The 22,557-nt window shown below is 71.3% G+C and carries 22 protein-coding genes and 1 pseudogene; 7 read left to right on the top strand and 16 right to left on the bottom strand.

Annotated elements, in window-relative coordinates; genetic code table 11:
• Positions 1–4 precede the first annotated feature (4 nt).
• Positions 5–1,396: an NtaA/DmoA family FMN-dependent monooxygenase gene (locus BLQ50_RS03550; RefSeq protein WP_093181225.1), complete on the top strand. Its 1,392-nt coding sequence runs from the start codon at positions 5–7 to the stop codon at positions 1,394–1,396.
• Positions 1,397–1,446: 50 nt separating this feature from the next.
• Positions 1,447–2,559: pseudogene (locus BLQ50_RS18785) on the top strand (MFS transporter); the annotation flags it as partial.
• A 5-nt stretch (positions 2,560–2,564) separates the two neighbouring features.
• Here the strand turns inward: BLQ50_RS18785 and BLQ50_RS18960 are convergent.
• From BLQ50_RS18960 to BLQ50_RS03530, 3 genes are all read right to left on the bottom strand, one after another.
• On the bottom strand, positions 2,565–3,914 hold the full coding sequence (locus BLQ50_RS18960) for an MFS transporter (RefSeq protein WP_093181223.1): 1,350 nt from the start codon (positions 3,912–3,914) through the stop codon (positions 2,565–2,567).
• A complete protein-coding gene (locus BLQ50_RS03535) occupies positions 3,911–4,543 on the bottom strand; it encodes a winged helix-turn-helix domain-containing protein (protein ID WP_093181679.1) in 633 nt (210 codons plus the stop codon). The genes BLQ50_RS18960 and BLQ50_RS03535 overlap by 4 nt, the downstream gene beginning before the upstream one ends.
• A gap of 61 nt (positions 4,544–4,604) precedes the next feature.
• On the bottom strand, positions 4,605–6,278 hold the full coding sequence (locus BLQ50_RS03530; RefSeq protein WP_093181222.1) for an AMP-binding protein: 1,674 nt from the start codon (positions 6,276–6,278) through the stop codon (positions 4,605–4,607).
• A 90-nt stretch (positions 6,279–6,368) separates the two neighbouring features.
• On the opposite strand from BLQ50_RS03530, the gene BLQ50_RS19175 reads away from it, so the two are divergent.
• A complete protein-coding gene (locus tag BLQ50_RS19175) occupies positions 6,369–7,187 on the top strand; it encodes an alpha/beta hydrolase (protein ID WP_093181220.1) in 819 nt (272 codons plus the stop codon).
• Between the two features lie 113 nt (positions 7,188–7,300).
• Here the strand turns inward: BLQ50_RS19175 and BLQ50_RS03520 are convergent, their stop codons facing one another.
• From BLQ50_RS03520 to BLQ50_RS03510, 3 genes are read right to left on the bottom strand one after another with little or no spacing between them, the layout of a single operon-like run.
• Complete coding sequence (locus BLQ50_RS03520) at positions 7,301–7,861, bottom strand: hypothetical protein (protein WP_093181219.1); 561 nt, start codon at positions 7,859–7,861, stop codon at positions 7,301–7,303.
• Positions 7,858–8,442, bottom strand: a complete 585-nt coding sequence (locus BLQ50_RS03515; RefSeq protein WP_093181218.1) for a hypothetical protein — start codon at positions 8,440–8,442, stop codon at positions 7,858–7,860. The genes BLQ50_RS03520 and BLQ50_RS03515 overlap by 4 nt, the downstream gene beginning before the upstream one ends.
• A gap of 44 nt (positions 8,443–8,486) precedes the next feature.
• Positions 8,487–9,671, bottom strand: coding sequence for an FAD-dependent oxidoreductase (locus BLQ50_RS03510; protein ID WP_281181292.1), 1,185 nt, complete (start codon positions 9,669–9,671; stop codon positions 8,487–8,489).
• 139 nt (positions 9,672–9,810) lie between these two features.
• Here BLQ50_RS03510 and BLQ50_RS03505 point away from each other — a divergent pair, with 139 nt between their 5' ends.
• The 4 genes from BLQ50_RS03505 (at position 9,811) to BLQ50_RS18545 (ending at position 12,386) form a co-directional block, all read left to right on the top strand.
• The gene (locus tag BLQ50_RS03505; protein ID WP_217629085.1) at positions 9,811–10,371 is read left to right on the top strand and encodes a GNAT family N-acetyltransferase; all 561 of its coding nucleotides are present in this window, start codon (positions 9,811–9,813) and stop codon (positions 10,369–10,371) included.
• A 177-nt stretch (positions 10,372–10,548) separates the two neighbouring features.
• A complete protein-coding gene (locus BLQ50_RS03500) occupies positions 10,549–11,079 on the top strand; it encodes a GNAT family N-acetyltransferase (protein WP_093181215.1) in 531 nt (176 codons plus the stop codon).
• Positions 11,080–11,218: 139 nt separating this feature from the next.
• Positions 11,219–11,692, top strand: a complete 474-nt coding sequence (locus BLQ50_RS03495; protein ID WP_139185717.1) for a hypothetical protein — start codon at positions 11,219–11,221, stop codon at positions 11,690–11,692.
• Between the two features lie 106 nt (positions 11,693–11,798).
• A complete protein-coding gene (locus BLQ50_RS18545; protein WP_093181212.1) occupies positions 11,799–12,386 on the top strand; it encodes a helix-turn-helix domain-containing protein in 588 nt (195 codons plus the stop codon).
• A 45-nt stretch (positions 12,387–12,431) separates the two neighbouring features.
• Here BLQ50_RS18545 and BLQ50_RS03485 read toward each other — a convergent pair whose 3' ends face one another.
• From BLQ50_RS03485 to BLQ50_RS03440, 10 genes are all read right to left on the bottom strand, one after another.
• Complete coding sequence (locus tag BLQ50_RS03485; protein ID WP_093181210.1) at positions 12,432–12,749, bottom strand: hypothetical protein; 318 nt, start codon at positions 12,747–12,749, stop codon at positions 12,432–12,434.
• A gap of 128 nt (positions 12,750–12,877) precedes the next feature.
• Positions 12,878–13,735, bottom strand: a complete 858-nt coding sequence (locus BLQ50_RS03480) for a protein-ADP-ribose hydrolase (protein ID WP_093181209.1) — start codon at positions 13,733–13,735, stop codon at positions 12,878–12,880.
• Between the two features lie 119 nt (positions 13,736–13,854).
• Entirely contained in the window at positions 13,855–14,952 is a 1,098-nt protein-coding gene (locus BLQ50_RS03475) for an LLM class flavin-dependent oxidoreductase (RefSeq protein WP_093181207.1), read from the bottom strand.
• The gene (locus tag BLQ50_RS03470) at positions 14,952–16,088 is read right to left on the bottom strand and encodes an LLM class flavin-dependent oxidoreductase (protein WP_093181206.1); all 1,137 of its coding nucleotides are present in this window, start codon (positions 16,086–16,088) and stop codon (positions 14,952–14,954) included. Before BLQ50_RS03470 ends, BLQ50_RS03475 begins: the two co-directional genes overlap by 1 nt.
• A gap of 2 nt (positions 16,089–16,090) precedes the next feature.
• Entirely contained in the window at positions 16,091–16,690 is a 600-nt protein-coding gene (locus tag BLQ50_RS03465) for a GNAT family N-acetyltransferase (RefSeq protein ID WP_093181204.1), read from the bottom strand.
• The gene (locus BLQ50_RS03460; protein WP_093181203.1) at positions 16,687–18,012 is read right to left on the bottom strand and encodes an LLM class flavin-dependent oxidoreductase; all 1,326 of its coding nucleotides are present in this window, start codon (positions 18,010–18,012) and stop codon (positions 16,687–16,689) included. Before BLQ50_RS03460 ends, BLQ50_RS03465 begins: the two co-directional genes overlap by 4 nt.
• Positions 18,013–18,110: 98 nt before the next feature.
• Positions 18,111–19,304 (bottom strand): FAD-dependent oxidoreductase, encoded by a 1,194-nt coding sequence (locus tag BLQ50_RS03455; protein WP_093181201.1) that lies wholly within the window; start codon positions 19,302–19,304, stop codon positions 18,111–18,113.
• A gap of 112 nt (positions 19,305–19,416) precedes the next feature.
• A complete protein-coding gene (locus tag BLQ50_RS03450; RefSeq protein ID WP_093181200.1) occupies positions 19,417–20,463 on the bottom strand; it encodes an ABC transporter substrate-binding protein in 1,047 nt (348 codons plus the stop codon).
• 100 nt (positions 20,464–20,563) lie between these two features.
• Complete coding sequence (locus BLQ50_RS03445; protein WP_093181198.1) at positions 20,564–21,328, bottom strand: amino acid ABC transporter ATP-binding protein; 765 nt, start codon at positions 21,326–21,328, stop codon at positions 20,564–20,566.
• Position 21,329: 1 nt separating this feature from the next.
• Positions 21,330–22,514, bottom strand: a complete 1,185-nt coding sequence (locus BLQ50_RS03440; RefSeq protein WP_093181197.1) for an amino acid ABC transporter permease — start codon at positions 22,512–22,514, stop codon at positions 21,330–21,332.
• Positions 22,515–22,557 lie beyond the last annotated feature (43 nt).

The raw sequence follows: 22,557 nt of genomic DNA, 5'->3' as shown, positions 1-22,557 counted from the left end.
CACCATGACCCGCACCGACCTGCTGCGACCGCACGCGCACGTGCACCTCGGCGTCTTCTTCCAGGGCGTCAACCACTCGACCATCTGGTCCGACCCGGCCAGCGGCTCCCAGATCGACTTCGCCACCTTCCGGCGCATCATCACGACCGCCGAGCGGGGGCTCTTCGACGCGTTCTTCCTCGGCGAGGGCCTGCGCCTGCGCGAGCAGCGCGGCCAGCTGCACGACCTCGACGTCGTCGGGCGCCCCGACGCGATCACCCAGCTCGCGGCCCTCGCCGCGATCACGACCCACATCGGGCTGGTGGCCACCCAGAACGTCACCTACAACGACCCGGCCGACCTCGCCCGCCGTCTGGCCAGCCTCGACGTGCTCTCCGGCGGGCGGGCCGCGTGGAACATCGTCACCACAGACAACGCCTGGACCGGCGAGAACTTCCGCCGCGGCGGCTGGCTCGAGCACTCCCAGCGCTACGCGCGCGCCGGGGAGTTCGTCCGCGCGGCCCAGGCGATCTGGAACGGCTGGGACGACGCCGCGCTCACCCAGCAGCCGGTCACCTTCACCGGGACGACCGTGGACCTCACCACGGTCCCCACCCTCCCGCGCAGCCCGCAGGGGCACCCGGTGCTCTTCCAGGCCGGGGACTCCCCCGACGGTCGGGACTTCGCCGTGAGTCACGCCGAGGTGATCTTCTCCGCGCACGGCTCCGACTACGACGACGCACTCGCCTTCGCCGAGGACATCCGCGCCCGCTCCCGCGCGATCGGGCGCGACCCCGACGCGGTCAAGATCCTGCCCGGCACGCAGTTCGTGCTCGGGGACACCCCGGCCGAGGCCCTCGAGAAGGCGCGGTGGGTCAAGGAGCAGCAGGTCACTCCCGCAACCGCGCTGTCTCTGCTCGGTCAGGTGTGGGGAGAGGACCTCTCCGGCTACGACCCGGACGGCCCGCTGCCCGCCCACGACCCGGCCATCGCCGAGATCGACGGCACCCGCGGCTCCGCCCAGCACGGGCGGTCACCGCACGAGATCGCCCGCGCCTTGCGGGCCCGGGCGGAGGCCGAGAACCTCTCCATCCGCGAGCTCATCATCGCCCAGGAGCGCCAGCGCGGCTTCGTCGGGACGCCCTCGGCCGTCGCCGACGAGCTGGTGCGCTGGGTGCGCACGGGCGCCTCAGACGGCTTCAACATCACCCCGTGGATCGTGCCCAGCGGCCTGGACGACGTCGTCGACCAGCTGGTCCCCGAGCTCCAGGAGCGCGGGGCGTACCGGACCGAGTACTCAGCTACGACGCTGCGCGGACACCTCGGGCTGAGCGACCCGCGGACCCCGTGCGCGGGGACGGACGCTGGCCAGGGCGAGGTCGTCCCGCCGCAGGAAGCGCTGTCGCCCCTCGCGTGAGCGCACCGTCGCAGCGGTCGCTCTTCGCCACCGTCTACCTCCCGGCCGCGATGTTCGGCCTCGGGCAGGGGGCAGCCGCCCCGGTCATCGCGCTCACCGCGCGTGGCCTGGGCGCGTCCCTCGGAGTGGCGGGGCTCGTCGTCGCCCTCGCGGGGTTGGGCACCATCATCGGTGACCTCCCCGCGGGGCGGCTCGTCGTCCGCCTGGGCGAGCGCGGGGCGATCCTCCTCGGCAGCGCGATCGGCGTCGTCGGGGTGGCCCTGTGCCTGTTCGCGGACACGCTGTGGCTGCTGGGGGCCGGCGTCGTGATCACCGGGCTGGCCAACGCGGTGTGGGGGCTGGCGCGCCAGAGCTACCTCACCGAGGTCATCCCCTTCGCCAGGCGAGCCCGGGCGATGTCGACGCTCGCCGGGATGATGCGGCTCGGCTTCTTCGTCGGGCCGTTTCTCGGCGCCCTCGCCATCCACGCCATGGGCGCAAGGGGCGGCTTCGCCGTCCAGCTCGGCGCCGTGCTGCTCGCGGCGGTCCTCATGGCACGCCTGCCCGACCTCCCCGGCTCCGGCCCCGCCAGCCGCTCCGCCGCGGCCGGGTCCTCGCGCCGGGTCACCCTCGGCGACGTGATCGTCACCCACCGCAGGCTGCTCGCGACGCTGGGCGTCGGGGTGCTGCTCATGGGGCTGGCACGGGCGTCGCGCATGGCGGTCCTCCCGCTGTGGGCCGACCACCTCGGCGTCGACCCGGTGACGATCAGCCTGATCTTCGGCGTCAGCGCGGCCGTCGACGTGGCCGTCTCCTACCCGGCGGGCCTGCTCATGGACCGCCTGGGGCGGCGTGCGATCGCGGTCCCGTCCCTACTCATCCTGGCTGCCGGATACCTCCTGCTCACCCTCGCCACGTCAACTCCCACGCTCGGGGTGGTGGCCCTCATCCTCGGGGTCGGCAACGGACTGAGCAACGGGGTCATCATGACGTTGGGAGCCGACGTCGCGCCCGCGGCCACGCGCGCGGCCTTCTTCAGCGCGTGGCGCCTCATGCACGACGGCGGGATGTTCGTCGGCCCCCTGACCGTCGCCGGGATCGCAGTGCTCGCGCCGCTGTCCGTCGCGGCGGTCACCGTCGGAGCCGCAACCGTCCTCGGCGCTGCGGTGATGTGGCGCTACATCCCGGTCTACGTCGCCTGGCCGCTGTTGGCTGCGCCCGCGACCTCCGCACCGCCCGCACCGCCCGCACCGCCCGCACCCGTCGAGGCTCTCAGCAAGAGCCGCACGGACACCGCGGTCGAGGTGAGCGTCACGACCGCAGCGATCAGGTAGGGCAGCCGGAGGTCGTGGCGGGCGACGAGGCCGCCGAGCAGCGTCGCGAAGGGGAACAGTCCCCACGTGAAGGACCGGATGATGCCGAGCACCCGGCCGAAGAGCTCGTTCGGCACGATCGCCTGCCGCAGCGCGCCCCACGGGACGTTCCAGATCGAGACGGCGCAGGCCATGCCCGCGTAGGCGACGACCGCGGTGATCACCTCGGGCGCAAGCCCGACTCCGACGAGGAACAGTCCCGCCGCGATGTTGGCGCCGAGCATGACCGGGCCGCGGCCGAAGCGAGCGACCAGGGTGGGCGCAACCAGCGAACCCGCAAGCGCACCGAGGCCGATCCCCGCCGTGACCAGTCCGATGGCCACGGGCTTCACGTGCATCTCGTCGAGGAAGTACAGGATCGTCGGTGCCTGGGCAAAGGAGAAGGCGCAGCCCAGAACCGAGGTGAAGATGACCATCGCGCGCAGGTACTCGTGGTGCCAGAGGTAGGAGGTGGCCTCGCGGGCGGACCCGGGCTTGCGTCGTCGGGCATCGGTCGTGACCGGCGCGTCGGGTGCGGGCGGGGCTGCGGCGGACGTCCGGCGGAGCGGGCGGGCGGCGGAGAGCGGGAGGAAGATCGCGAGGATGACGGGGATCACGTAGCCGGCGGCGCCGACCCACAGCGGCAGGGCCATCGACACCGCGAAGAGCACCCCTGCGATCGGCTGCGCGACGAAGCTGTCGATCGTGACCTGCGCGGCCTGCATGAAGCCGTTCGCGCGGTCGAGGGAGCGGCTCTCCACGAGCGCGGGGACCACCGCATTCGTGGCGTTGTCGAAGAGGGTCTCCCCCAGGCCGAAGACGAGCGCCCCCGCGAGGAGGCTCCAGATCGTGAGGGAGCCGGTCACCGTCATCATGGCGAGCACGAGGGCCGTCCCGCCGCGCAGCGCGTTGGCACCTGCCATGATCCAGCGCCTGTCGAAGCGGTCGACGATCATGCCTGCGGGCAGCCCGAAGACGAGCCAGGGCACGTAGGCGATGGCGCCGAGCGCGGCGATCGCGAGCGGGTCACGGGTCAGGGTCGTGGCGATCAGCGGCACCGCGGTGCGGCCGAGGCCGTCGGCGAGGTTGCTGAAGGCGGCGGCAGTCCAGAGCCTCCCGAAGTCACGACCCAGGGGCGGGCGCTTGAGCCGCTTTGAGACCCCGACCGCCTCGGAGACGGCGTTCACGAGGGTCCGCCCAGGTCGGGGAGCGGGAAGATGTCCGCCCGGATGGTCACGGGCCGCACGTCGTCGCCGGTCTGGTCGCGGTAGGTCGCCACGGCGTCGTCGATCAGCGTCATGATCTTGAGCGAGAGCTCTTTGCTCTGCTCGGGGGTGAGGCGCGCGCTTGCGGTGGAGATCAGCGCGGCGTCGTCCCACGGCCCGCCGTGGTTGACGATCCCGGAGTCGATGTACGCCATGAGCTGGTCGTGGCGGTTGCGGAAGAACTCGTTCATGACGATCTGAGTGACCGACCGGCCCGCCGGCGTCTTGAGCGCCTCCTCATTCGCGAAGGTCACGCCGCCGACCGGACGCTGCCACCACCGCTCGCGGCCGGTGCCGCGATCGGGGCACTCCTCGATGAGCGCGTGCTTGGCGAGCGCACGCAGGTGATAGCTCGTCGCGCCGCTCGACTCGCCCAGCTGCGCAGCGAGCGAGCTCGCCGTCTGCGGACCGTACTGGCTGAGGATGTCGTAGATCTTCACGCGCAGCGGGTGGGCGAGCGCCCGGAGCGCGCCGGTGTCGAGCACGCGGTCTGCGCGGCGGCGCTCCTCGGCTGCGGTCGGGACGTCCTGCTGCGGCGTGGTGTCGGTCATGATCGCCACGGTATCTATGCAAAGAAATCTTTGCATAGGCCTCTTGCGCTGCAGGCTCTGACTACCGCTCCCCGGCGTCGCCCTTCGACCGCTCGCGGATGACGACGCGGCGGATCTTCCCGGAGATCGTCGTCGGCATCGCGTCGACGAACTCGATCTGGCGCGGGTACTTGTAGGGTGCCGTGCGGTGCTTGACGAAGTCCTGGATGTCCTTGACCAGCTCGGCGGAGGGCTCGTAGCCGGCCGCAAGGACGATGGTCGCCTTGATGACGGTGCCGCGGACCTCGTCGGGGGCACCTGTGATCGCGCACTCCATGACGGCCGGGTGGGCCATGACGACACTCTCCACCTCGAAGGGGCCCACCCGGTAGCCGGAGGTCTTGATCATGTCGTCGTTGCGACCGACGTACCAGAAGTAGCCATCGGCGTCCCGACGGGCCAGGTCGTGCGTGTGATAGATCCCGTCGTGCCACACCGCGGCGGTCGTGGCCGGGTCGCCGTCGTAGCCGGTGAACAACCCGATCGGCTTGGCACCGGAGATGCGGATGCAGATCTCGCCATCCTCGTCGATGCCCGCCTCGGTGCCATCCTCGGTGAGCAGGACGACGTCGTAGCCCGGCGACGGCGTACCCATCGAGCCGGCCTTGGTCGGCTCCCAGTAGTTGGTCACGACGGCGAGGGTCATCTCCGTCTGCCCGTAGCCCTCCTTGAGCTCGAGCCCGGTCTTCTCCCGGAACGTCTCGTAGACGACCGGGTTCATCGCCTCGCCCGCGATCGTGCAGTGCTGCAGGGCGGAGAGGTCGTAGCTGGAGAGGTCCTGGGTGATGAGGAACCGGTAGACGGTCGGGGCCGCGCAGAACGAGGTGACCTTGGCATCCTGCAGGTGCTCGAGCAGGCGGGTGGCGTCGAAGCGGTCGAAGTCGTAGACGTCGACGCACGTCTCCATGAACCACTGGCCGTACAGCTTGCCCCACACGGACTTGGCCCAGCCGGTCTCCGACAGCGTCAGGTGCAGCCCCTCGGGATCGACCTTGTGCCAATACTTCGCCGTGGCGATGTGCGCGATCGGGTAGGAGTAGTCGTGGACGACCATCTTCGGCTGGGCGGTCGTGCCCGAGGTGAAGTACAGCAGCATGGCGTCGTCGACCGTGGGCAGGTCTTCATCGGTGGGGCGGACGAAGGGCGCCGCCGCGGCCATCCCGGCGTCGAGATCTTCCCAGCCGTCGCGGGCGCCGCGCACGCCGATCTTCACGAGAGTCCGGCCCGTCTCCTCCTGCGCCGCGTCGACCTCCGCCGCGACGTCGCCCTCGAGGGTGGACACGACCGCGGTCACGTTCGCCTCGTTGAGCCGGAAGACGAGGTCGTAGCGCAGCAGCTGGTTGGTCGCCGGGACCGCGACCGCGCCGATCTTGTGCAGCGCGGTGATGGCCCACCAGAACTGCGCGTGCCGCTTGAGGATGAGCAGGACGCGGTCGCCCTTGCGGATGCCTTGGGAGAGGAAGTACGAGGCGGCCTGGTCGCTCAGGCGCTGGATGTCTCCGAAGGTGTAGTCGTGGCGTTCGCCGTCGTCGTTGCACCAGCGCAGGGCCCGGCGGTCCGGAGTCTCGGTTCCGAGACGGTCGACGACGTCATAGGCGAAGTTGAAACCGGGCGGGCAGTCGAGGGAGAAGGAGAGCGGGTGGCCGTCGTCGGCCAGGTCCTCCGTGAGGTAGTCCGTGTGCAGCCCGACCAGCATGTTGGTGCCTCTTCCGTTTGGCGCGTCGTCTCAGCGACTGACGCTAGCACTGCGGAGAGGCACGAACCCGACCGATCACAAGGAGCATCAGTGCAGCGTCTTGACCCCATCGTCCTGGACTTCCCCGACCTCACCGATGCCGCGATCATGCGCGCCGACGAGGGGGATCCGGCCGGCCAGGATCGGATGCTGCGCAACGTCACCATCCCCACTCTCACCCCCTTCCTCCCCGACCCTGCGACCCGGACCGGGGTCAGCGTGGTCGTCGTGCCCGGCGGCGCTCTGCACTTCCTCGCCGTGGACAACGAGGGCGTGAACGTGGCGCAGCGCCTTGCCGAGCAGGGGATCGCAGCCTTTGTGCTTCAGTACCGACTCGTCCCCACGCCCGTGGATGAGAGCGCAGTCGAGAAGCTGATGAGCCACATATTCTCCGACCACGCCATCCTCGCGGAGATCTCGGAGGGACGCCGCAAGCCAGCCCGCGACGACGGCGCCGCGGCGCTGGCGACCGTGCGCGAGAACGCCGGCGCGTGGGGCCTCGACCCGGACAAGGTCGGCATGGTCGGCTTCTCGGCCGGGGGCTTTGTCGCCCTCGCCACGACGCTCGACGGGGCCGACGGGGACCGTCCGTCCTTCGTCGCACCCGTGTACCCGGCGTGGTGGGGCGAGGTTGTGGTCCCTGCCCCTGCTCCCCCGATGTTCCTCGCGTGGGCCACCGACGACGGGCTCGGCGACACGATCATCGACTCCGCGATGCGCCTCTACGACGCCTGGCGCCACGCCGGGGCACCGGTCGAGGCGCACGCCTACTCCCGCGGCGGGCACGGTTTCGGTGCGCGTCCACAGGGGGCGCCGTCGGACGACTGGTTCGCGGCGTTCGTCCGGTGGATCTCGGCATCGGGCTTCTAGCGAGCGCTGTAAGGTCCGGTCTCCTCGAGGGCGTGTCGTACGTCGTGACCGAGTGAGCGTGCTCGGGCGGCCGCAACCTCGTATCCGCGTGGCGCCGTCGGGGCGCGGCGCGGCTACGTGGTCTGCGGCGCCACGACCTGGGACCCGACCAGGACGGGTGTGCACATCCGTGCGCTGAGCACGACCGCGGCCGGTATCTGCCACCGTGGGTCCCCGGGCACGGTGAACCGCAGTGCGTCACCGCCGTGCACAGTGGGCGGGACGAAGAATGTCAAGAACTCACCGGACCCGCGCGCGCGGGGCCAGTACTGCTGGACCCGACCGCGCGCGACGACCGCCCGCTTGTCGTAGGCGGTCACCGGCCCGGACCGGTGGGCTTCCTCAAGGTCGAGGAGGTCCTGGTCGCGCACCTCGCCGTCGAGGACCGCGTCGCTGATCGCGTGCCCGCTGACGTAGAACAGTGCCGTCTGCGTGTGCGTCACATCGAGCAGCGCCGCCGACGGGGTCACGACCCCGAGGAGGTCGAGCACGGGGAACACTGCGGGGATCGGGGCGAGGACCCGACCGGGGAACGGCTCGTATTCCTGGCTCACGAGCGCCGGGGTCCTCTTTCCCTGCCACCAGGTCACAGCGGGGAACTCCAGCTGTGCAGGGTCGTACGTCGGCCAGCTCACGAGTACATCCGGTCAATGGTCCTGGCCAGCAGGACCGTGGTGTTCATGCGGGCAGAGGCGACGATCGCGTCGCGGACCGCGGCAGGCAGGTCGGTGGCGCTCAGATCCACCATGAGCCCGTCAACGGTGGACGTGGAGTACGGGCCTGTCACGGTCGGCGGACAGACCAGGGCGTACTCCCCGGTCACGTCCGAGTGCGCGGGCCACAGGCGCAGCAGGTTGCCGCGGTGCGCGATCGCGCGCTTCTCACGGGTGAACAGCACCGCGCGGTCGACATTGAACCAGTCGTGCTGCTCACGGGTCATGCCGGCGGGGTTCACGTGGGCATCGCTGACCTGGTGCCCGATGTTGTAGAACCACGCGGTCGGCGCGTGCTCGAGGTCGAACAAGGGCGCGGTCCCTGTGTCGCCCAGCGGCCCGGTTGCCAGGCGTGGGAACGGTACTGGTGTGGGGACGGCGTTCGACGGGGCGTGCCACGCGGTGCTGTCGGTGAGGGCGGCCAGCCATGCGGGATCGATGCGCGCGGGCTCGTACTCGTCCGGGAGCACGTCGGTCACGGGAGCGGTCACGGGAGCGGTCACGGGCTGGATTGTGCCACGTACGGGCGTCGCAGCCGACCAGGCGGTCAGCCCGCGAGCCTCCGCAGCGCAAATCGAGGCCCGGCCCCGCCGACCGGCGCGTCCGGCTCTTCGCCCGCCAGGTCCGCGAGCACCCGCCCGATGGCGGGCCCGAACTTGAACCCGTGCCCCGAGAACCCGGCCGCGACGACGACCCTCCCCACGCGGTCGAGCACGAAGTCCTCGTCCGGCGTCGTCGTATAGGTGCACGAGACCGGGACGAGGTCGTCCGGGTCCACACCAGGGACCCACTGCTCGACGTACCGCTGGAGCACGGCTAGCCGGTCGGGCTCGGCCAGGAACGTGCGCCGGTCCGGATCGGTGACGACGCCGACGCCGTGCAGCCCGACCTTGATGCCCTCACCGGGCGTCGCCATGCCGTAGGCCTCCGCGGGCCACGTGCGGCCGGGGCCGAGGAGGTCAGGCGACGGGCTGTGCGTGAAGCTCGGCCACTCGTCCTCTCCGGGCGCGCCGGCGCGCAGCTGGAAGTGCGCGGGCTGTTCCTGCGTGACGACGACGGGCAGCTCGAAGCCGGGGCCCTGCCCTGCCGCTCCACCCAGAGCCGCACCGAGGAACCGGTTGACCCATCCCCCGACCGCGAGCACGACGTGCTGCGCGAGAAACTCACCGGCATCGCTGCTCACGCGGACGCCGCCAGGCACGGGGACGATGCTATGGACAGGCGCGTCGTGACGGACCTGCGCGCCGCGGGCGCCCGCGACCGCCTGGAACGCCTCGACGGCGCGGTCCGCGTGGACACGACCGGCGGTGCTGGGCTCGTGGAGGACGGAGCCCTCGAAGCGCAGACCTGGCCATCGTTCTGCTGCGGCGTCGGGGTGCAGCCACTCATAGGGCACTCTCCGGGCCGCGAAGGCCGCAGCGATGTCGTCTCGCCGCGGCGATCCGTGGCTCACGCCGCCCGTGAGGGTGAGGATGTCGAGGCCAGACTCCGACTCGAGCTCGCGCCACAGGCCCAGCGCTTCCTGGGCGAGGTCGAGGTACTCGGGCTGCCCGTACGTCGTGCGGTAGATCCGCGATGCACCGTGCGAGGCCCCGTTGGCGTGCCCCGGTCCAAAGCGTTCGAGGAGGACGACGTCGCGCCCTCGGCGCGCGAGCTCCCACGCTGCGGCCGAGCCCATGACTCCACCTCCGACGACGACCACGTCGACCCGCTGCACCTGACCCTCGCTCACCGCTGCCTGCTCTCTGCCCCGGTCCGACCGTGGCGCCTCGTCGACCGTAGCGCCCGTCATCGTCGTCGGCGCCTGACGCCCACATCGCGGCCGATGGAGGGTGCGGCAATGAAACCCGGCGGCGCGCTAGCCTCGATGCGTGCCCCACGACGACCACCTGCCTTCCGGCCCCCGCGCGCTCGCCTTCCGCCCCGCGACACCCGCCGACCTCCCTGACCTCGTTGCTCTCGTGAACGTCGCCTACCGCTCGGACGAGAGCCGTGACGGGTGGACCACGGAGGCGCACCTCGTCGGCGGTCCGCGCGCCGACGCGGCAATGCTGGCCAAGGACATCGAGCGTGCCGGGAGCCAGATCCTCCTCGCTGAGCGGGCCGAGGCACTCGTCGGCTGCGCGCACGTCACCCAGGTCTCGACGACCGCCGCGTACTTCGGGCTCTTCGCCGTCCGACCGAGCGATCAGGGCACCGGCGTGGGACGCCGGCTCCTCGCCGAGGCGGAGCGCGTCGCCCGTGAGGAATGGCAGCTGGCGACCCTCGAGATGACGGTCCTCGACGTCCGCTCCGAGCTGCTGGCCTATTACGGGCGCCGCGGCTTCCAGCCGACCGGGGACCTCAAGCCGTTCCCGCCGCCGGGGGCCGACGGCATCGTCGTGCTGCACGACGGGCTCCAGCTCGTCGTCCTGCGCAAGGACCTCGACTGAACTGTCCTCGCGGCGGGGAGTGACGACGTCGGGTCAGCCCGATGGACGGCTGCCATGCCCCCGTCTGATGCTGCGTTCGTATCACCCAGAGGATACGAACGAAGTAACGGCCCGCGAGACCGAGATCACGCCGTCTCGACCACGGCTGTCGAGGTGCGTGCCCCGTACGATCCACAGGTGAATCCGCTCTCCTTCCGCCCCGCGACCATCTCTGACATCCCCGCCGTCGTGGCGCTGGTGACCTCGGCCTACCGGGGCGAGGCGAGCAAGGTGGGGTGGACCACCGAGGCGAATCTCATCGACGGTCAGCGCATCGACGCGGACATGCTCCGCCCCGAGATCGAGCGTCCCGACAGCCTCGTCCTCCTCGGGATGCGCGACGACGAGCTCGTGGCTTGCACGCACGTCTCCTCCGCGCGGCCCGGCACGGCCAACGTCGGTCTGTTCGCGGTGCGCCCCGGCCTGCAGGGCGGCGGACTCGGCAAGCAGGTGCTCGCCGAGGCCGAGCGAGTGGCCCGCCAGGAGTGGGCCGTGAGCGAGCTGGAGCTGACGGTCATCGACATCCGCGACGAGCTGGTCGCCTTCTACGAGCGGCGCGGGTTCGTCCGGACCGGAGAGCACAAGCATCTCTCCTACGGCGACGAGCGTTTCGGTACCCCGCGGGTGCCCGACCTGCGCATGGAGGTCATGCGCAAGGCTCTGGTCTGACGAACTCGCCGCTGACCTCAGGAGCCGTCCCCCACGAGGGCGACCACGGGTGTCGGTGACTCCCGCCAATCCTGCACGAATCAAATCGGACGGATTGTGTAGTCTCAGGACACACGCGGTCAAGACGGAGGGTGCGTTCATGCGAGGAAAGCAAGCGGCCGGAGCTTCAGCCCTGGTGTTGGCGGCTCTCATGGTGGCTGGCTGCGGCAGCGCTAGCGCCGAGCCTGAGCCCACGGGAGAAGCGACCCAAGCTGACACGACCGAAGAGGACACCGCACGGGACGTCGCCGCGTGCAAAGCCGTCTCCGACGTCATGACGATCGCGGACAACGCAGACATCGCCCTGAGCGAGGGTCGCATGGCCGCCCAGGAACAGCGGGGGTGGTACGACGTCGCGACACGCGTACTCGACCGCATCCCCTCAACGGGCGACGACGCCGTCAGCCAGGGGGTCGCCGACCTGAAGGAGACAGCCCCTCCACTCACTCCCGGGACGGGAGCCGAGCCCCTTGGCATCGGATCGGACGCCTGGGGCAACGCCCTTGCCACCCTCGCCGAGCCTTGCCTGGCAGTGGACGCCGAACTGACTTACCACGTTTTCACCGGCGGCTGAGGCTCGCGACGCACGAAGCTGCAGCCAACCTTGCTATCTGACAACCAACCGGTCATGATGATCTTGTTGACCTGACGCCGACGTCAGGCGCCCAGGAGGGATCATCATGACCGCTCACCACACAGTCCGCGTCGAGCTCAACACCCGCGACGACATCGGCACCCAGCTCTCCACCGCGCTGTCCGCCTACCACCCGACCCTCAGTCGCGGTCCCCGCGGCCACGTCGTCGTCGCGATCACGCTGCCGGCCGACAGCGTCGTCCAGGCGGTCCAGACGGCCGTCGCCGTCGTCGCCCAGGCGACCGGCGCGGACGTGCTCGCCGTCGAGGCGCTGCCAGCGGAGGAGTCGACCAAGCGCGCCGGCCTCGCGCCCGTCCCGCCGTTGCTGTCCGTCTCCGAGGCCGCCGCCCAGCTAGGGGTCAGCCGCCAGGCCGTGCTGCAACGCATCGACTCCGGGTCGCTGCCCGCCACCCGTATCGGCTCGACGTGGGCAGTCCCCGGGGCGAGCCTGATCCAAGCCGCCCAGCCCCCGGCCCGACGACGCACGAGCCTCTCTGACGTCGCCGCGACCTGGGAGGGCGAAGGCCGCTGGCCCAAGGACACGAGCACCCCCGAAGACGGACCCGGCGTGCTGCCGTCCTCGGCCCCGCTCCCCCTGCCACTCGGCGCCAACGTGCCTATTGGCCCGATGTAACAATGCCGGACGGACGTGGTGAGAGGTGACGAGAGCTGGCTCGCGTCACCTCTCACCACGTTCGAGTTGCACCGCGACACCAGCGAGGACATCAGAGAGCCACCGGAGTGGGGTGCCAGCGAGCGCCAGGGACATCCCTTCCCATGGTTCTACTTCTTCTCTACCGAGCATGTGCAGCGTCTCCGAGAGCTGGCCGATCGTGACGTCAGGGCCCTCCAGCGGGTCCCCCATCCTCGGGTCCTGGATAGCCCAGAAGTAGTCGAAGGAGACTTCCAGATTCGGCCCACGTTGGCGAATGACCTCTGCGATCAGCTGGTCTATCGATTCGCGAACCATGTTCAGGTCGATCGTCAGACCGTTCACCGGACCATCCGTCTCTTGAAGAACTCGCCATGTGGGGTGTCATTCTCGGTCACCGAGCCCCCTGCTTGTCGTTCGTGACCCTAGCGCCGCCTACACAGTGCTCCAGCGGAATCCTCAGACGTCGCCCCTCACGCGCCGGAATGCTCCACGAACGCCTGCCGGTAGGCGGCTGTGTCCCGATCGCTGAACGTGTCGATGACAACCAGCATCCCGACGTCGGGGTTGGCCACCAGCCACCCCTCAATCGCGGTGAGCGCCACCCGCGCGGCGTCGAGGATCGGATACCCGAACACCCCGGTGGAGATCGAGCAGAACGCGATCGACCGGTCCCCGGCCCGGCGGGCAACCTCGAGGCACGCCTGGTAGCAAGACGCCAGCAGGGCCGCGTGCTCGGGGGTGGGCTCGTGGTCGGCGACGATCGGGCCGACGGTGTGAATGACGTGCGTGGCCGGCAGGTGGTAGCCGCCGGCGAGCTGGGCGCTGCCGGTCGGCTCCAGGTGCCCCTGGGCGATCACCAGCTCGTTGCACTCCTCCCGCAGGCCGGGCCCGGCGGCGGCGTGGATGGCGTTGTCGATGCACCGGTGGCCCGGCACGAAGCAACCGAGCATCTGGGAGTTCGCGGCGTTGACGATCGCGTCGACCCGCAGCGTCGTGATGTCCCCCTGCCACAGCACAACCTGCCCGAGCGGGCCGGTGATGCCCGACGCCGCGAGGGTGGTCAGGGTGGTCGCCTCGACCACCGGGCGAACGGCGGCCTCTGCGTCGAGGAGCGTGTCGAGCGTCGCCTGGATCGGCCCGGGGATAGCCGAAGGCGGTCGGACGGTGAGCAGCGCGGCAAGTACCTCGCGGCGCTGCGCCGGGCCGGCGCCGTCGGGCAGCGAGACGCCGCCGGGCAGCCCACCTGCCTCTTTCTGGAAGTAGTCGACCAGCTCGTCGACGAGCGCAGCGGTGTCGTGATCGCGCTGGTCGCGCGCGGGCTCGGTCACGGGAACTCCTCGGTGGTCTCAGCGCGGGGCACGCGGCGCGCGCCGCTCCCTGCCGACCCATCGAGCCTATCCCGTGACCGTCCCGCCGCCCCGAGTGGTCCGGGGACCGTACGGAGCGCTCAGGCCGCGGTGAACCCCGCCGCCCGCCCCGCGTCCGCCGCGCTCCACAGGTCCGTCTTGACCTCGGCCTTCACCGCGGGGATGACCTCCTCGGCGAAGCGGCGCAGCACGTCGTCCTGGTGCTCGGGGGCGAGCAGGTGGTTGATGGACACCGACTGCAGGTCGTGGCCGAAGCTTGCGTGGTAGTCGAGGATCTTCTCCACCACCCGCTCCGGGGACCCCACGAGCGCGGGTCCGCGGTCGACGGCCTCCTCGATCGTGCGGAAAGACGTCACCTTCCCGACGGCGGCCGGGTCGTGGGCGCGCAGGTCCTGCCGGGCGACCGCGCCCTCGTAGAACGGCCGGTACTGCTCGATGGCCTGCTCGGTCGTGTCCGCGAGGAACAGCCCGCCCGAGCCCGAGCCGACAAACGCCTTGGCCGGGTCGTGCCCGTGGGCGGCGTACTGCTCGCGGTACCGGTCGATGAGCACCTTGTAGTTCTCCCGCGGCTGCAGGGCGTTGGCGCTGATGATCGGGTCGCCCCATTTCGCGGCGAGGTCGACCGCGAAGGCCGACGTCGCCGAGCCGTGCCAGATCCGGAACGGTCCGGCGAAGGGCCGCGGCAACGTCGTGACGCCGTCGACCGGGAAGTGGTGGCGCCCTTCCCAGGTGACCTCCTCCTCGGAGAGGAGCCGGCGCAGCAGCTCGTAGTTCTCCTCTAGGTACTCGTACTGCTTGGTGATGTCCAGGCCGAGCAGCGGGTACTGCGCCACCTCGTTGCCCTTGCCGATCGCGACCTCGAGCCGCCCCCGGCTCAGCTGGTCAATCGTCGCGAAGTCCTCGGCGACCCGGATCGGGTCGAGCAGGGATAGCACCGTGACGCCGGTGCTCAGCAGGATCCGGGAGGTACGCGCAGCGATCGCGCCGAGGATCACCGTGGGCGCCGACGAGAGCACCTCCCCCGCGTGCCGCTCACCGACCGAGAAGGAGTCGAAGCCGAGCTGCTCGGCGAGCACGGCAGTCTCCACGACCCGGTTGAGCCGGTCCGCCGGGGCGATGGCCTCCCCGGTGACGGGGTGCGGGGGGTTGAAGACGATGTCGAGGACCTGGAAGCGCATCAGGCCACCGCCCCCTGGGTCACGAGCTGGGCCGTCCGCGCCGCCTCCGCGTCGCGCGCCGCCACCCCCTCCTTGACGAGCGGGATGACGTACCGACCGAAGTCGATCGCGTCGTCGAGCAGGTCGTAGCCGCGGGCGGAGATGATCCGCACGCCGAGGTCGTAGTAGGCCAGCAGCGCCTGCGCGACCTGCTCGGGAGTCCCGACGAGCGCGTTGGAGTTGCCCGCGCCGCCGGTGGCCTTGGCGGTCGCGGTCCACAGCGCGGTGTCGTGGCGGTCGCCCTGGGCGGCGATCGCGAGCAGCCGCTGGGAGCCGGCGTTCTCCGGGTTGGTGATCGGGTGGCGGGCGCTGAGCACCCCGCCCTGGGCAGCCTTGCGGGCCTCGATCCGGCCGAGGACCTGCTCGGCCTTGGCCCAGGCGAGCTCCTCGGTCGGGGCGATGATCGGGCGGAAGGCCGCGTGGATACGAGGCGGGGTCACCCGCCCGGCGAGCGCTGCGGCGTCGTGCACGCGGGCGATCTGCTCGGCGGTGCTGGCCAGCGGCTCACCCCAGACGGCGTAGATGTCCGCCTCGGCGGCGCCCACCTTGAATGCGGCGTCGGAGGACCCGCCGAAGGAGATGGTCGGCACCCGGCCGTCGTAGGGCTTGATCGTGGAGACGAAGTCGCGGAACTGGTAGTGCTCGCCCTCGTGGTCGAAGGGCTCGGCGCTGGTCCATGCCTTCTTGACGATCTGGATGTACTCCTGGGTGCGGGCGTAGCGCTCGTCCTTGGTGAGGGTGTCGCCCTCGCGCTGCTGCTCGTGGTCGTTGCCGCCGGTGATGAAGTGGACCGACAGTCGCCCCTGGGAGAGCTGGTCGAGGGTCGCGAAAGACTTCGCGGCGAAGGTCGGGTAGGACACGTTGGGGCGGTGCGCGAGCAGCAGCTCGACGGTGTCCAGCTTGCTCGCGACGTAGGACGCGAGGACCGACGGCTCGGGGCCGGAGGGCCCGTAGGCGAAGAGCACCCGGGTCCAGCCGTTGTCCTCGTGGGCGCGCACGATGCGCAGCAGGTAGTCGGTGTCGAAGGGCTTGGTCGTGGGGGCGGTGGTCTCGGAGGCGTCGGACGTGGTCGCGATGCCGAGGAACTCGACGGGCATGGTCAGGCCTTTGCTGTCAGGAGGTGGGTGTTGTGGGAGGGGACGAGGTCGTAGCCGAAGGCGAAGAGCCGGGTGCCGTCGTCGAGCACGCGCGTCTCGCGGGCGGGGAGCCGCTCGAAGCCGAGCCGGTGGTAGAGCCGGTGCGCGGTAGTCATCTGCGGCCCGGAGTTCATGACGACGCGCTCCGCCCCGCGCGCCCGCGCGAGGTCGAGCACGAAGCGGGTGAGCTGCTCGCCGACGCCGCGTCCGCGCGCGGCCGGCGCGACGCCGAGCAGCCGGAAGTCGACCTCGCCGGGTTGAGCCAGCTCGGAGATGAGCCGCCCGGGCCGCGGCGTGACGACGGTGCCCAGCAGCGCGCCGGGCGTCACCTCGCGCGCGCCGCGCTGCCCGACGCCGGGGCCCGGTTTTGGCGCCGCAGTGCCGTCGACCACCGCGCCGTCCACCGCGACCCAGACCTCGTGCTCGGCCGCGCGCTCGGCGACCTCCACGAGGGAGGCGCGGTAGTCCTCGGAGAGGATGTAGTCGCTGCCGTAGGCGTCCAGCAGCAGGTCAGCGACGGCGGCGTGCTCGGCGGGCTCGACCAGGCGGATGACGACGCTCACGAGTGCGCACCCGTCCCGACGAGCGCGGTCACCCCGGAGGAGAAGCTGTCCGCGTCGGTGGCCTGTGCTTTGGTGTCTACGCTGGGCGCGTCGGTGGCCTGCTCGGCTGCCGCCGGGGCGGCACCCGGCGCCCGCAGTCCCCACGCGTGGGCGAGCAGCTCGGCCGAGCGCAGTCGGTCGGCGGGGTCGTGGGCGATCGTCGTCGTGATGATCTCGTCGGCGCCGGTCGCGCGCTGCAGTGCGGCCAGCCGGGCGACGACCGTCTCGGGCGAGCCGACGAGCCGGGTGCTGAGGCGGTCCGCGACGACGGCGAGCTCCTCCTCGTTCAGCGCGGTGACCGCGTCCGGGCTCGGGTAGGTGATCGCCCCCGAGGGCCCGGACCGGATCGAGAGCACCCACTGCGCGTAGGGCGCGCCGATGCGCTCGGCCTCGGCGTCGGTCTCGGCGACGAGCACGTCCGCGGAGACGACGACGTAGGGCTCGGCGAGCACACCGGGGACGAAGGCCTCCCGGTAGCTGGCGATCGTGTCGAGCACCGTCGCGGGGCTCACGTGGAAGTTCGCCACGAGCGGCAGCCCGAGCTCACCGGCGACGCGAGCGCTCTCCCCGCCGCTCGAGGCGAGCACCCACAGCTCGGCGTCGGTCCCCTCGACCGCGGCGCTCGCGTAGCGGGTGCCCTCGGCATCGGTGTACGTGCCCGCGCGCAGTCCGAGGATGAGCTCGACCTCGGAGCGGAAGTCCCTGGGTGTGCGGTTGACGGAGATCACCCGGCTCTGGGCGAGGATCCGCTCGCGCAGGGCGGAGTCCGTGAAGTCGATCGGCGGGGCGGCCGGGAAGGTCACGCCCCCGACTGTGCGCTCGACCGAGGACGGGCTCGGGCCGCGGACGGGCACCACCGGGGCGGAGGGCGGGGCGGAGGGCGCGCCGCTCGACGGGGTGGTCGCCGCCTCGCCGGAGGCCGGGACGCCCGGCGTCGGCGGCGGGGTGAAGGCGCGCCCGACGCCGAGGTCGATCCGCCCGGGGTGCAGCGCCGCGACCGTGGCGAACTGCTCGGCGGCCAGCAGCGGGCTGGTCGTGCTGAAGAGCACGGCGCCCGAGCCGACGCGCAGGTGCTGGGTGCGGGCCGCGACGATCGCGGTGAGCACGGCCGGCGCGGACGAGGCGACCCCGGCGGAGAGGTGGTGCTCGGCAAACCAGTAGCGGGTGTACCCGAGGGTGTCGGCCCGCTCGGCGAGCGCGACGGCGTCGCGCAGGGACTGCGCACCGGTCGCGCCCGCGCTCACGGGAGCCAGATCGAGGATGGAGAGGGGGACGCGGGTCATGGCAGGTCTCCTGAGGTGAAAGGTGGGGCGAGGGCGCGGTGCGGGTGGCAGCGGCGGTGGGGTGACAAGGGCGGGGAAGGCGAAGCGGGGCGCGGTGGTCAGGGCCGGGAGCCGGCCGCCGCCCGCGCGAACCGGGCGAGGTGGAACCTCGACGCGGCGGCCCCGACCGGGTCCTCGGCGCCTTCTTCGGCAAGGTCCGCGAGTACCCGGCCGATCGCCGGGGCGAACTTGAAGCCATGCCCGGAGAACCCCGCGGCCACGACCAGCCGGCCCGCGCGGTCGAGCACGAAGTCGTGGTCGGGGGTGGTCGTGTACGTGCAGGAGATGGGCTTGAGCGCCGTCGGGTCGACCCCCGGCACCCACTGGGCGACGTAGTCCTGCAGCTGGGCGAGCTGATCGGGCTCGGGCCGGAAGGTCCGGTGGTCGGGGTCGGTGACCGGGCCGACGCCGTGGAAGCCGACCTTGATCCCCTCCCCCGGGGTCGCCAGACCGTAGACGCCGCTCGGCCACCGCCGGCCGGGACCGGTGAGCTCGGGACCGGGGTCGTGGGTGAAGCTGGGCCAGTCGGCCTCGCCGGGCGCCCCGGCGCGCAGCGCGAAGTGCGCGGGCTGCTCCTGCGTGACGACGAGCGGCAGCGGGTCCGGACGGTCCGGTGTACCCAGCACCTGCCCGACGAGCCCCGCGCTCCACGCACCCACCGCGACCACGACCCGGCGGGCGTGGTGCTCCCCGGTCTCGGTGATCACCCGCACCCCGGTGGGTGTGAGCTCGAGGTGGCGGACCGGGCTCTCGTGCAGGACGGTGGCGCCGTGCGACCGGGCTGCGGCCTGGAAGGCCTCGACGGCGCGGTCGGCGTTGATCCGTCCGGCCGTCTCCGGCTCGTGCAGCACGTCGTGGTCGAAGCGCAGCCCGGGCCACCGCTCGCCCGCCTGCTGGGCGGTGAGCCACTCGTGCGGGACGCCCCGGGCGGAGAAGGCCGTCGCGATGTCGTCGCGGCGGACGGCGCCCGAGCTGATCCCGCCGGTGAGGGAGAGCACGTCGAGGCCGGACTCCGCCTCGAGCGCACGCCACTGCCCGAGCGCCTCCTGGGCCAGGTCGAGGTACTCGGGCTCGGCGTAGGTGGTGCGGTAGATCCGGGACGCCCCGTGCGAGGCTCCCCGGACGTGACCGGGGGTGAAGCGTTCGAGCAGCAGCACCTCACGCCCCCTGCGTGCGAGGTGCCAGGCCGCGGCCGACCCCATCACTCCCCCGCCGACGACGACGGTGTCCACCGTGTGCGTTGTGCGTGTCACGTCGTTCCTGCTTCCTGCTTGTTGCTTTTCCGGGTTGCTACGGTGCTGCGGTGCCGAGCTGCGCGGCCGTGCGGTGCCCCCATCCGGGGGCGCCGCACGGCCGACTCACGAATCAGGACTTGGGCAGTCCCGGCGGGTTCGTCTCGGACGTGGTGATCGCTTCCGCGGTCAGGCCCCAGCGCCCGAGGACCTTGGTGTAGGACCCGTCCTCGATCGCGTGGTTGATCGCCGCGGTAAAGGCCGGCGCGAGTCCATTGCCCTTGAGCGTCGCCGCCGCGATCTGTGCGGTGGCCGGCCAGCCGCCGTTGACGGTGCCCACGACCTTGAACTCGTCGGGGGCCACGACCGCCTTGTAGGCGGCGGTCGCGTTGGGGCCGAAGGACGTGTCGATCCGCCCGGACTGCAGCGCGAGGATGGTGTCGCCGTCGTTCTCGAAGTACTCGATGGCGACCGGCTCCAGGCCGGCGGCCTTGTTCTCCTCGTCCCAGGCGATGAGGATCTTCTCCTGGTTGGTGCCCGAGCCGACGGCGACGGTGAGACCGGCGATGTCCTTAGCTTCGGTGATCTTGGTGATCTTGGTGTTGTCGGCCTTGACGAGCCAGCCGAGCTGGTCGACCCGGTAGGAGGAGAAGTCGTAGAGCTCCTTGCGCTCCTCGGTCACCGTGACGTTGGAGGTCGTGGAGTCGACGGCACCGGACTGCAGGGCGAGGGGCCAGTCGGCCCACGCCTTGACCTCGATCTGGACCTCCTTGCCGAGGGCGTCGCCGATGAGGTGGGCGATGTCCGTCTCGGAGCCGATCGGGGTCTTGTCGTCGTCGGCCAGAAAGGTCAGCGGGGCGACGTAGGCGCTCACCGAGAAGACGAGCGTGTCCTTGTCCTTGTAGGCGTCGGGGAGCAGGGCGATCGCCTCGGCGGACTCCGTCGTGGTGATCCGGTCCTGGTCTGCGGTCGTGTTCACGGTCAGCCCGGCCGCCTTGGCGTCGGCGGCGAGCTTGCTCCCACCGGGCTCTTCGGCGTTGCTCGACGAGCAGGCGGCGAGCGCGACGACGAGCGGGAGGATGGCGAGCGCCGCCCCCAGGCGGGTGCGGCCAGGCGCACGGCCCGCAGGCGCACCCGCCTGGGTGCGGCCAGGCGTTCGGCGAGTGGTCGTTCGGGTCATCGGAGTGCCTTTCAGGTGGTCGACGGCGCGGGTGCGCGGTCGGCGGTCGGGTACAGCAGAGGGATGGAAAAGTCGGGATGGGCCGCCGCGGCGGCCAGGGTCACAGGACCTTGTCGAGGAAGGCGCGGGTGCGCTCGTGCAGGGGCGCGTCGATCACCTGGGCCGGCGGCCCCTGCTCGACGACGACGCCGGCGTCCATGAAGACGACCGTGTCGGCCACCTCGCGGGCGAAGCCGATCTCGTGGGTGACCACCACGAGGGTGGTCCCCTCGTGGGCGAGGCCCTTGATGACGTCGAGCACCTCGCCGACGAGCTCGGGGTCCAGGGCCGACGTCGGCTCGTCGAAGAGCAGCAGCCGTGGCTTGGTGGCCAGCGCCCGGGCGATCGCGACGCGTTGCTGCTGCCCGCCGGAGAGCTGGCGCGGGCGGGCGTCGGCCTTGTCGGCCAAGCCCACCCGCTCGAGCAGCGCGCGGGCCTCGACCTCGACCTCCGCGCGTGGCCGCCCCTGCGCGCTGACCGGTGCCTCGACGACGTTCTCGAGGGCAGTCAGGTGCGGGAAGAGGTTGAAGTTCTGGAAGACGAAGCCGATCTGGGTGCGCTGCTTGAGGATGTCCTTCTCCTTGAGCTCGCGCAGGGTGTCGCCCTTGCGGGCGTACCCGATGAGGTCCCCGTCCAGGGCCACGAAGCCGCGGTCCACCTTCTCGAGGTGGTTGATGACGCGCAGCAGCGTGGACTTGCCCGATCCGGAGGGACCGAGGATCACGGTGACCTCGCCCGGCTTGACGGTGAGGTCGACGCCGCTGAGCACCTCGAGGGTGCCGTAGCTCTTGTGCACGCCGTGCACTTCGAGGAGTCCGGTGGTCATGTCAAGCTCCTTCGCGGTGGCTGGGGCGGGGGGTGGACTGCCCGACGACGTCCGCGGCGGTCTTGCTGGTCCGGGTGAGGTGCCCCGGCGACCAGGTCAGGCCTCCGCGGATCGCGGCGCGAGCGGCATAGGCGGGCGGCAGGCTTGGGTGGGCCTCGCCCTTGGTCAGACGCGCCCAGACGACGAGCGCGTTCCAGCGCAGCACCTGCAGCGGGGTGGGTGGCAGGGTCCGCACGGCCCCCTTGGCGTAGTGACGCTCGACGTAGAACTGCACGATCGTGATGACGGTCGTGATGATGAGGTACCAGATGGCCGCGACCATGAGCAGCGGGACGACCTTGAGGTTGCGGCCGTAGATGACCCCGATCGTGTAGAAGAGCTCGCCGTAGGCGAGGACGTAGACGACCGAGGTGCCCTTGACGAGGCCGATGATCTCGTTGACCGATGTCGGCACGATGGTCCGCATGGCCTGCGGCAGGACGATGCGCAGGGACTGCCGCGAGCGCGGGATGCCCAGCGCGGCGGCGGCCTCGTGCTGGCCCTGGTCGACGCTGAGGATGCCGGCCCGGATGATCTCGGCGGAGTAGGCCGCCTGGGACAGGCCCAGGCCGAGCACCGCGGCGCCGAACTTGTTGATCACGGAGAGCGTGCTGAACTCCGTGAACTCGGGGCCGAAGGGGATGCCGAGCGACAGGGTCGGGTAGAGGTAGGCGAGGTTGTACCAGAGCAGCAGCTGCAGGATCAGCGGCACGGACCGGAAGACCCAGGTGTAGGCCCAGGAGACCCACTGCAGGTGCGGTGAGCGGGACAGGCGCATGAGCGCGAGGACTGTCCCCAGGCCGAAGCCGAGGACCGCGGCGACCGCGGTGAGGCGGAGCGTGGCCCACAGCCCCTGCAGCACGGAGGGCCAGGTGAGGTACTGCACGATGATCGACCATTCCCAGCGCTGGTTGGTAGCCAGCGAGCTGACGATCATGGCGAGCACGACGGCGACCGCGGCCACCGCGACCCACCGGCCGGGGTGGCGGGCAGCGACGATGCGCAGCGACTCGAGCTCCGTCCGGGTCGTGGACGGGGCGGTCGGAGTGGACGGGGCGGTCGGGGCGGTCAGTGCCGCGTCAGCGGCGGGGGCGGGCGTGTCGGTCGAGCCGGAAGTGGGCGTACCTGTGGCTAGTGTCGAGCTCATGGGGTTCCTCGGGAGGGGTGGGTCCGGGTGATGCGGGGGCGGC

Origin of the sequence: Sanguibacter gelidistatuariae (assembly GCF_900096585.1) — a bacterium.
GTDB classification, from domain to species: Bacteria; Actinomycetota; Actinomycetes; order Actinomycetales; family Cellulomonadaceae; genus Sanguibacter; species Sanguibacter gelidistatuariae.
This window is presented reverse-complemented; position numbering and strand designations above follow the sequence as displayed.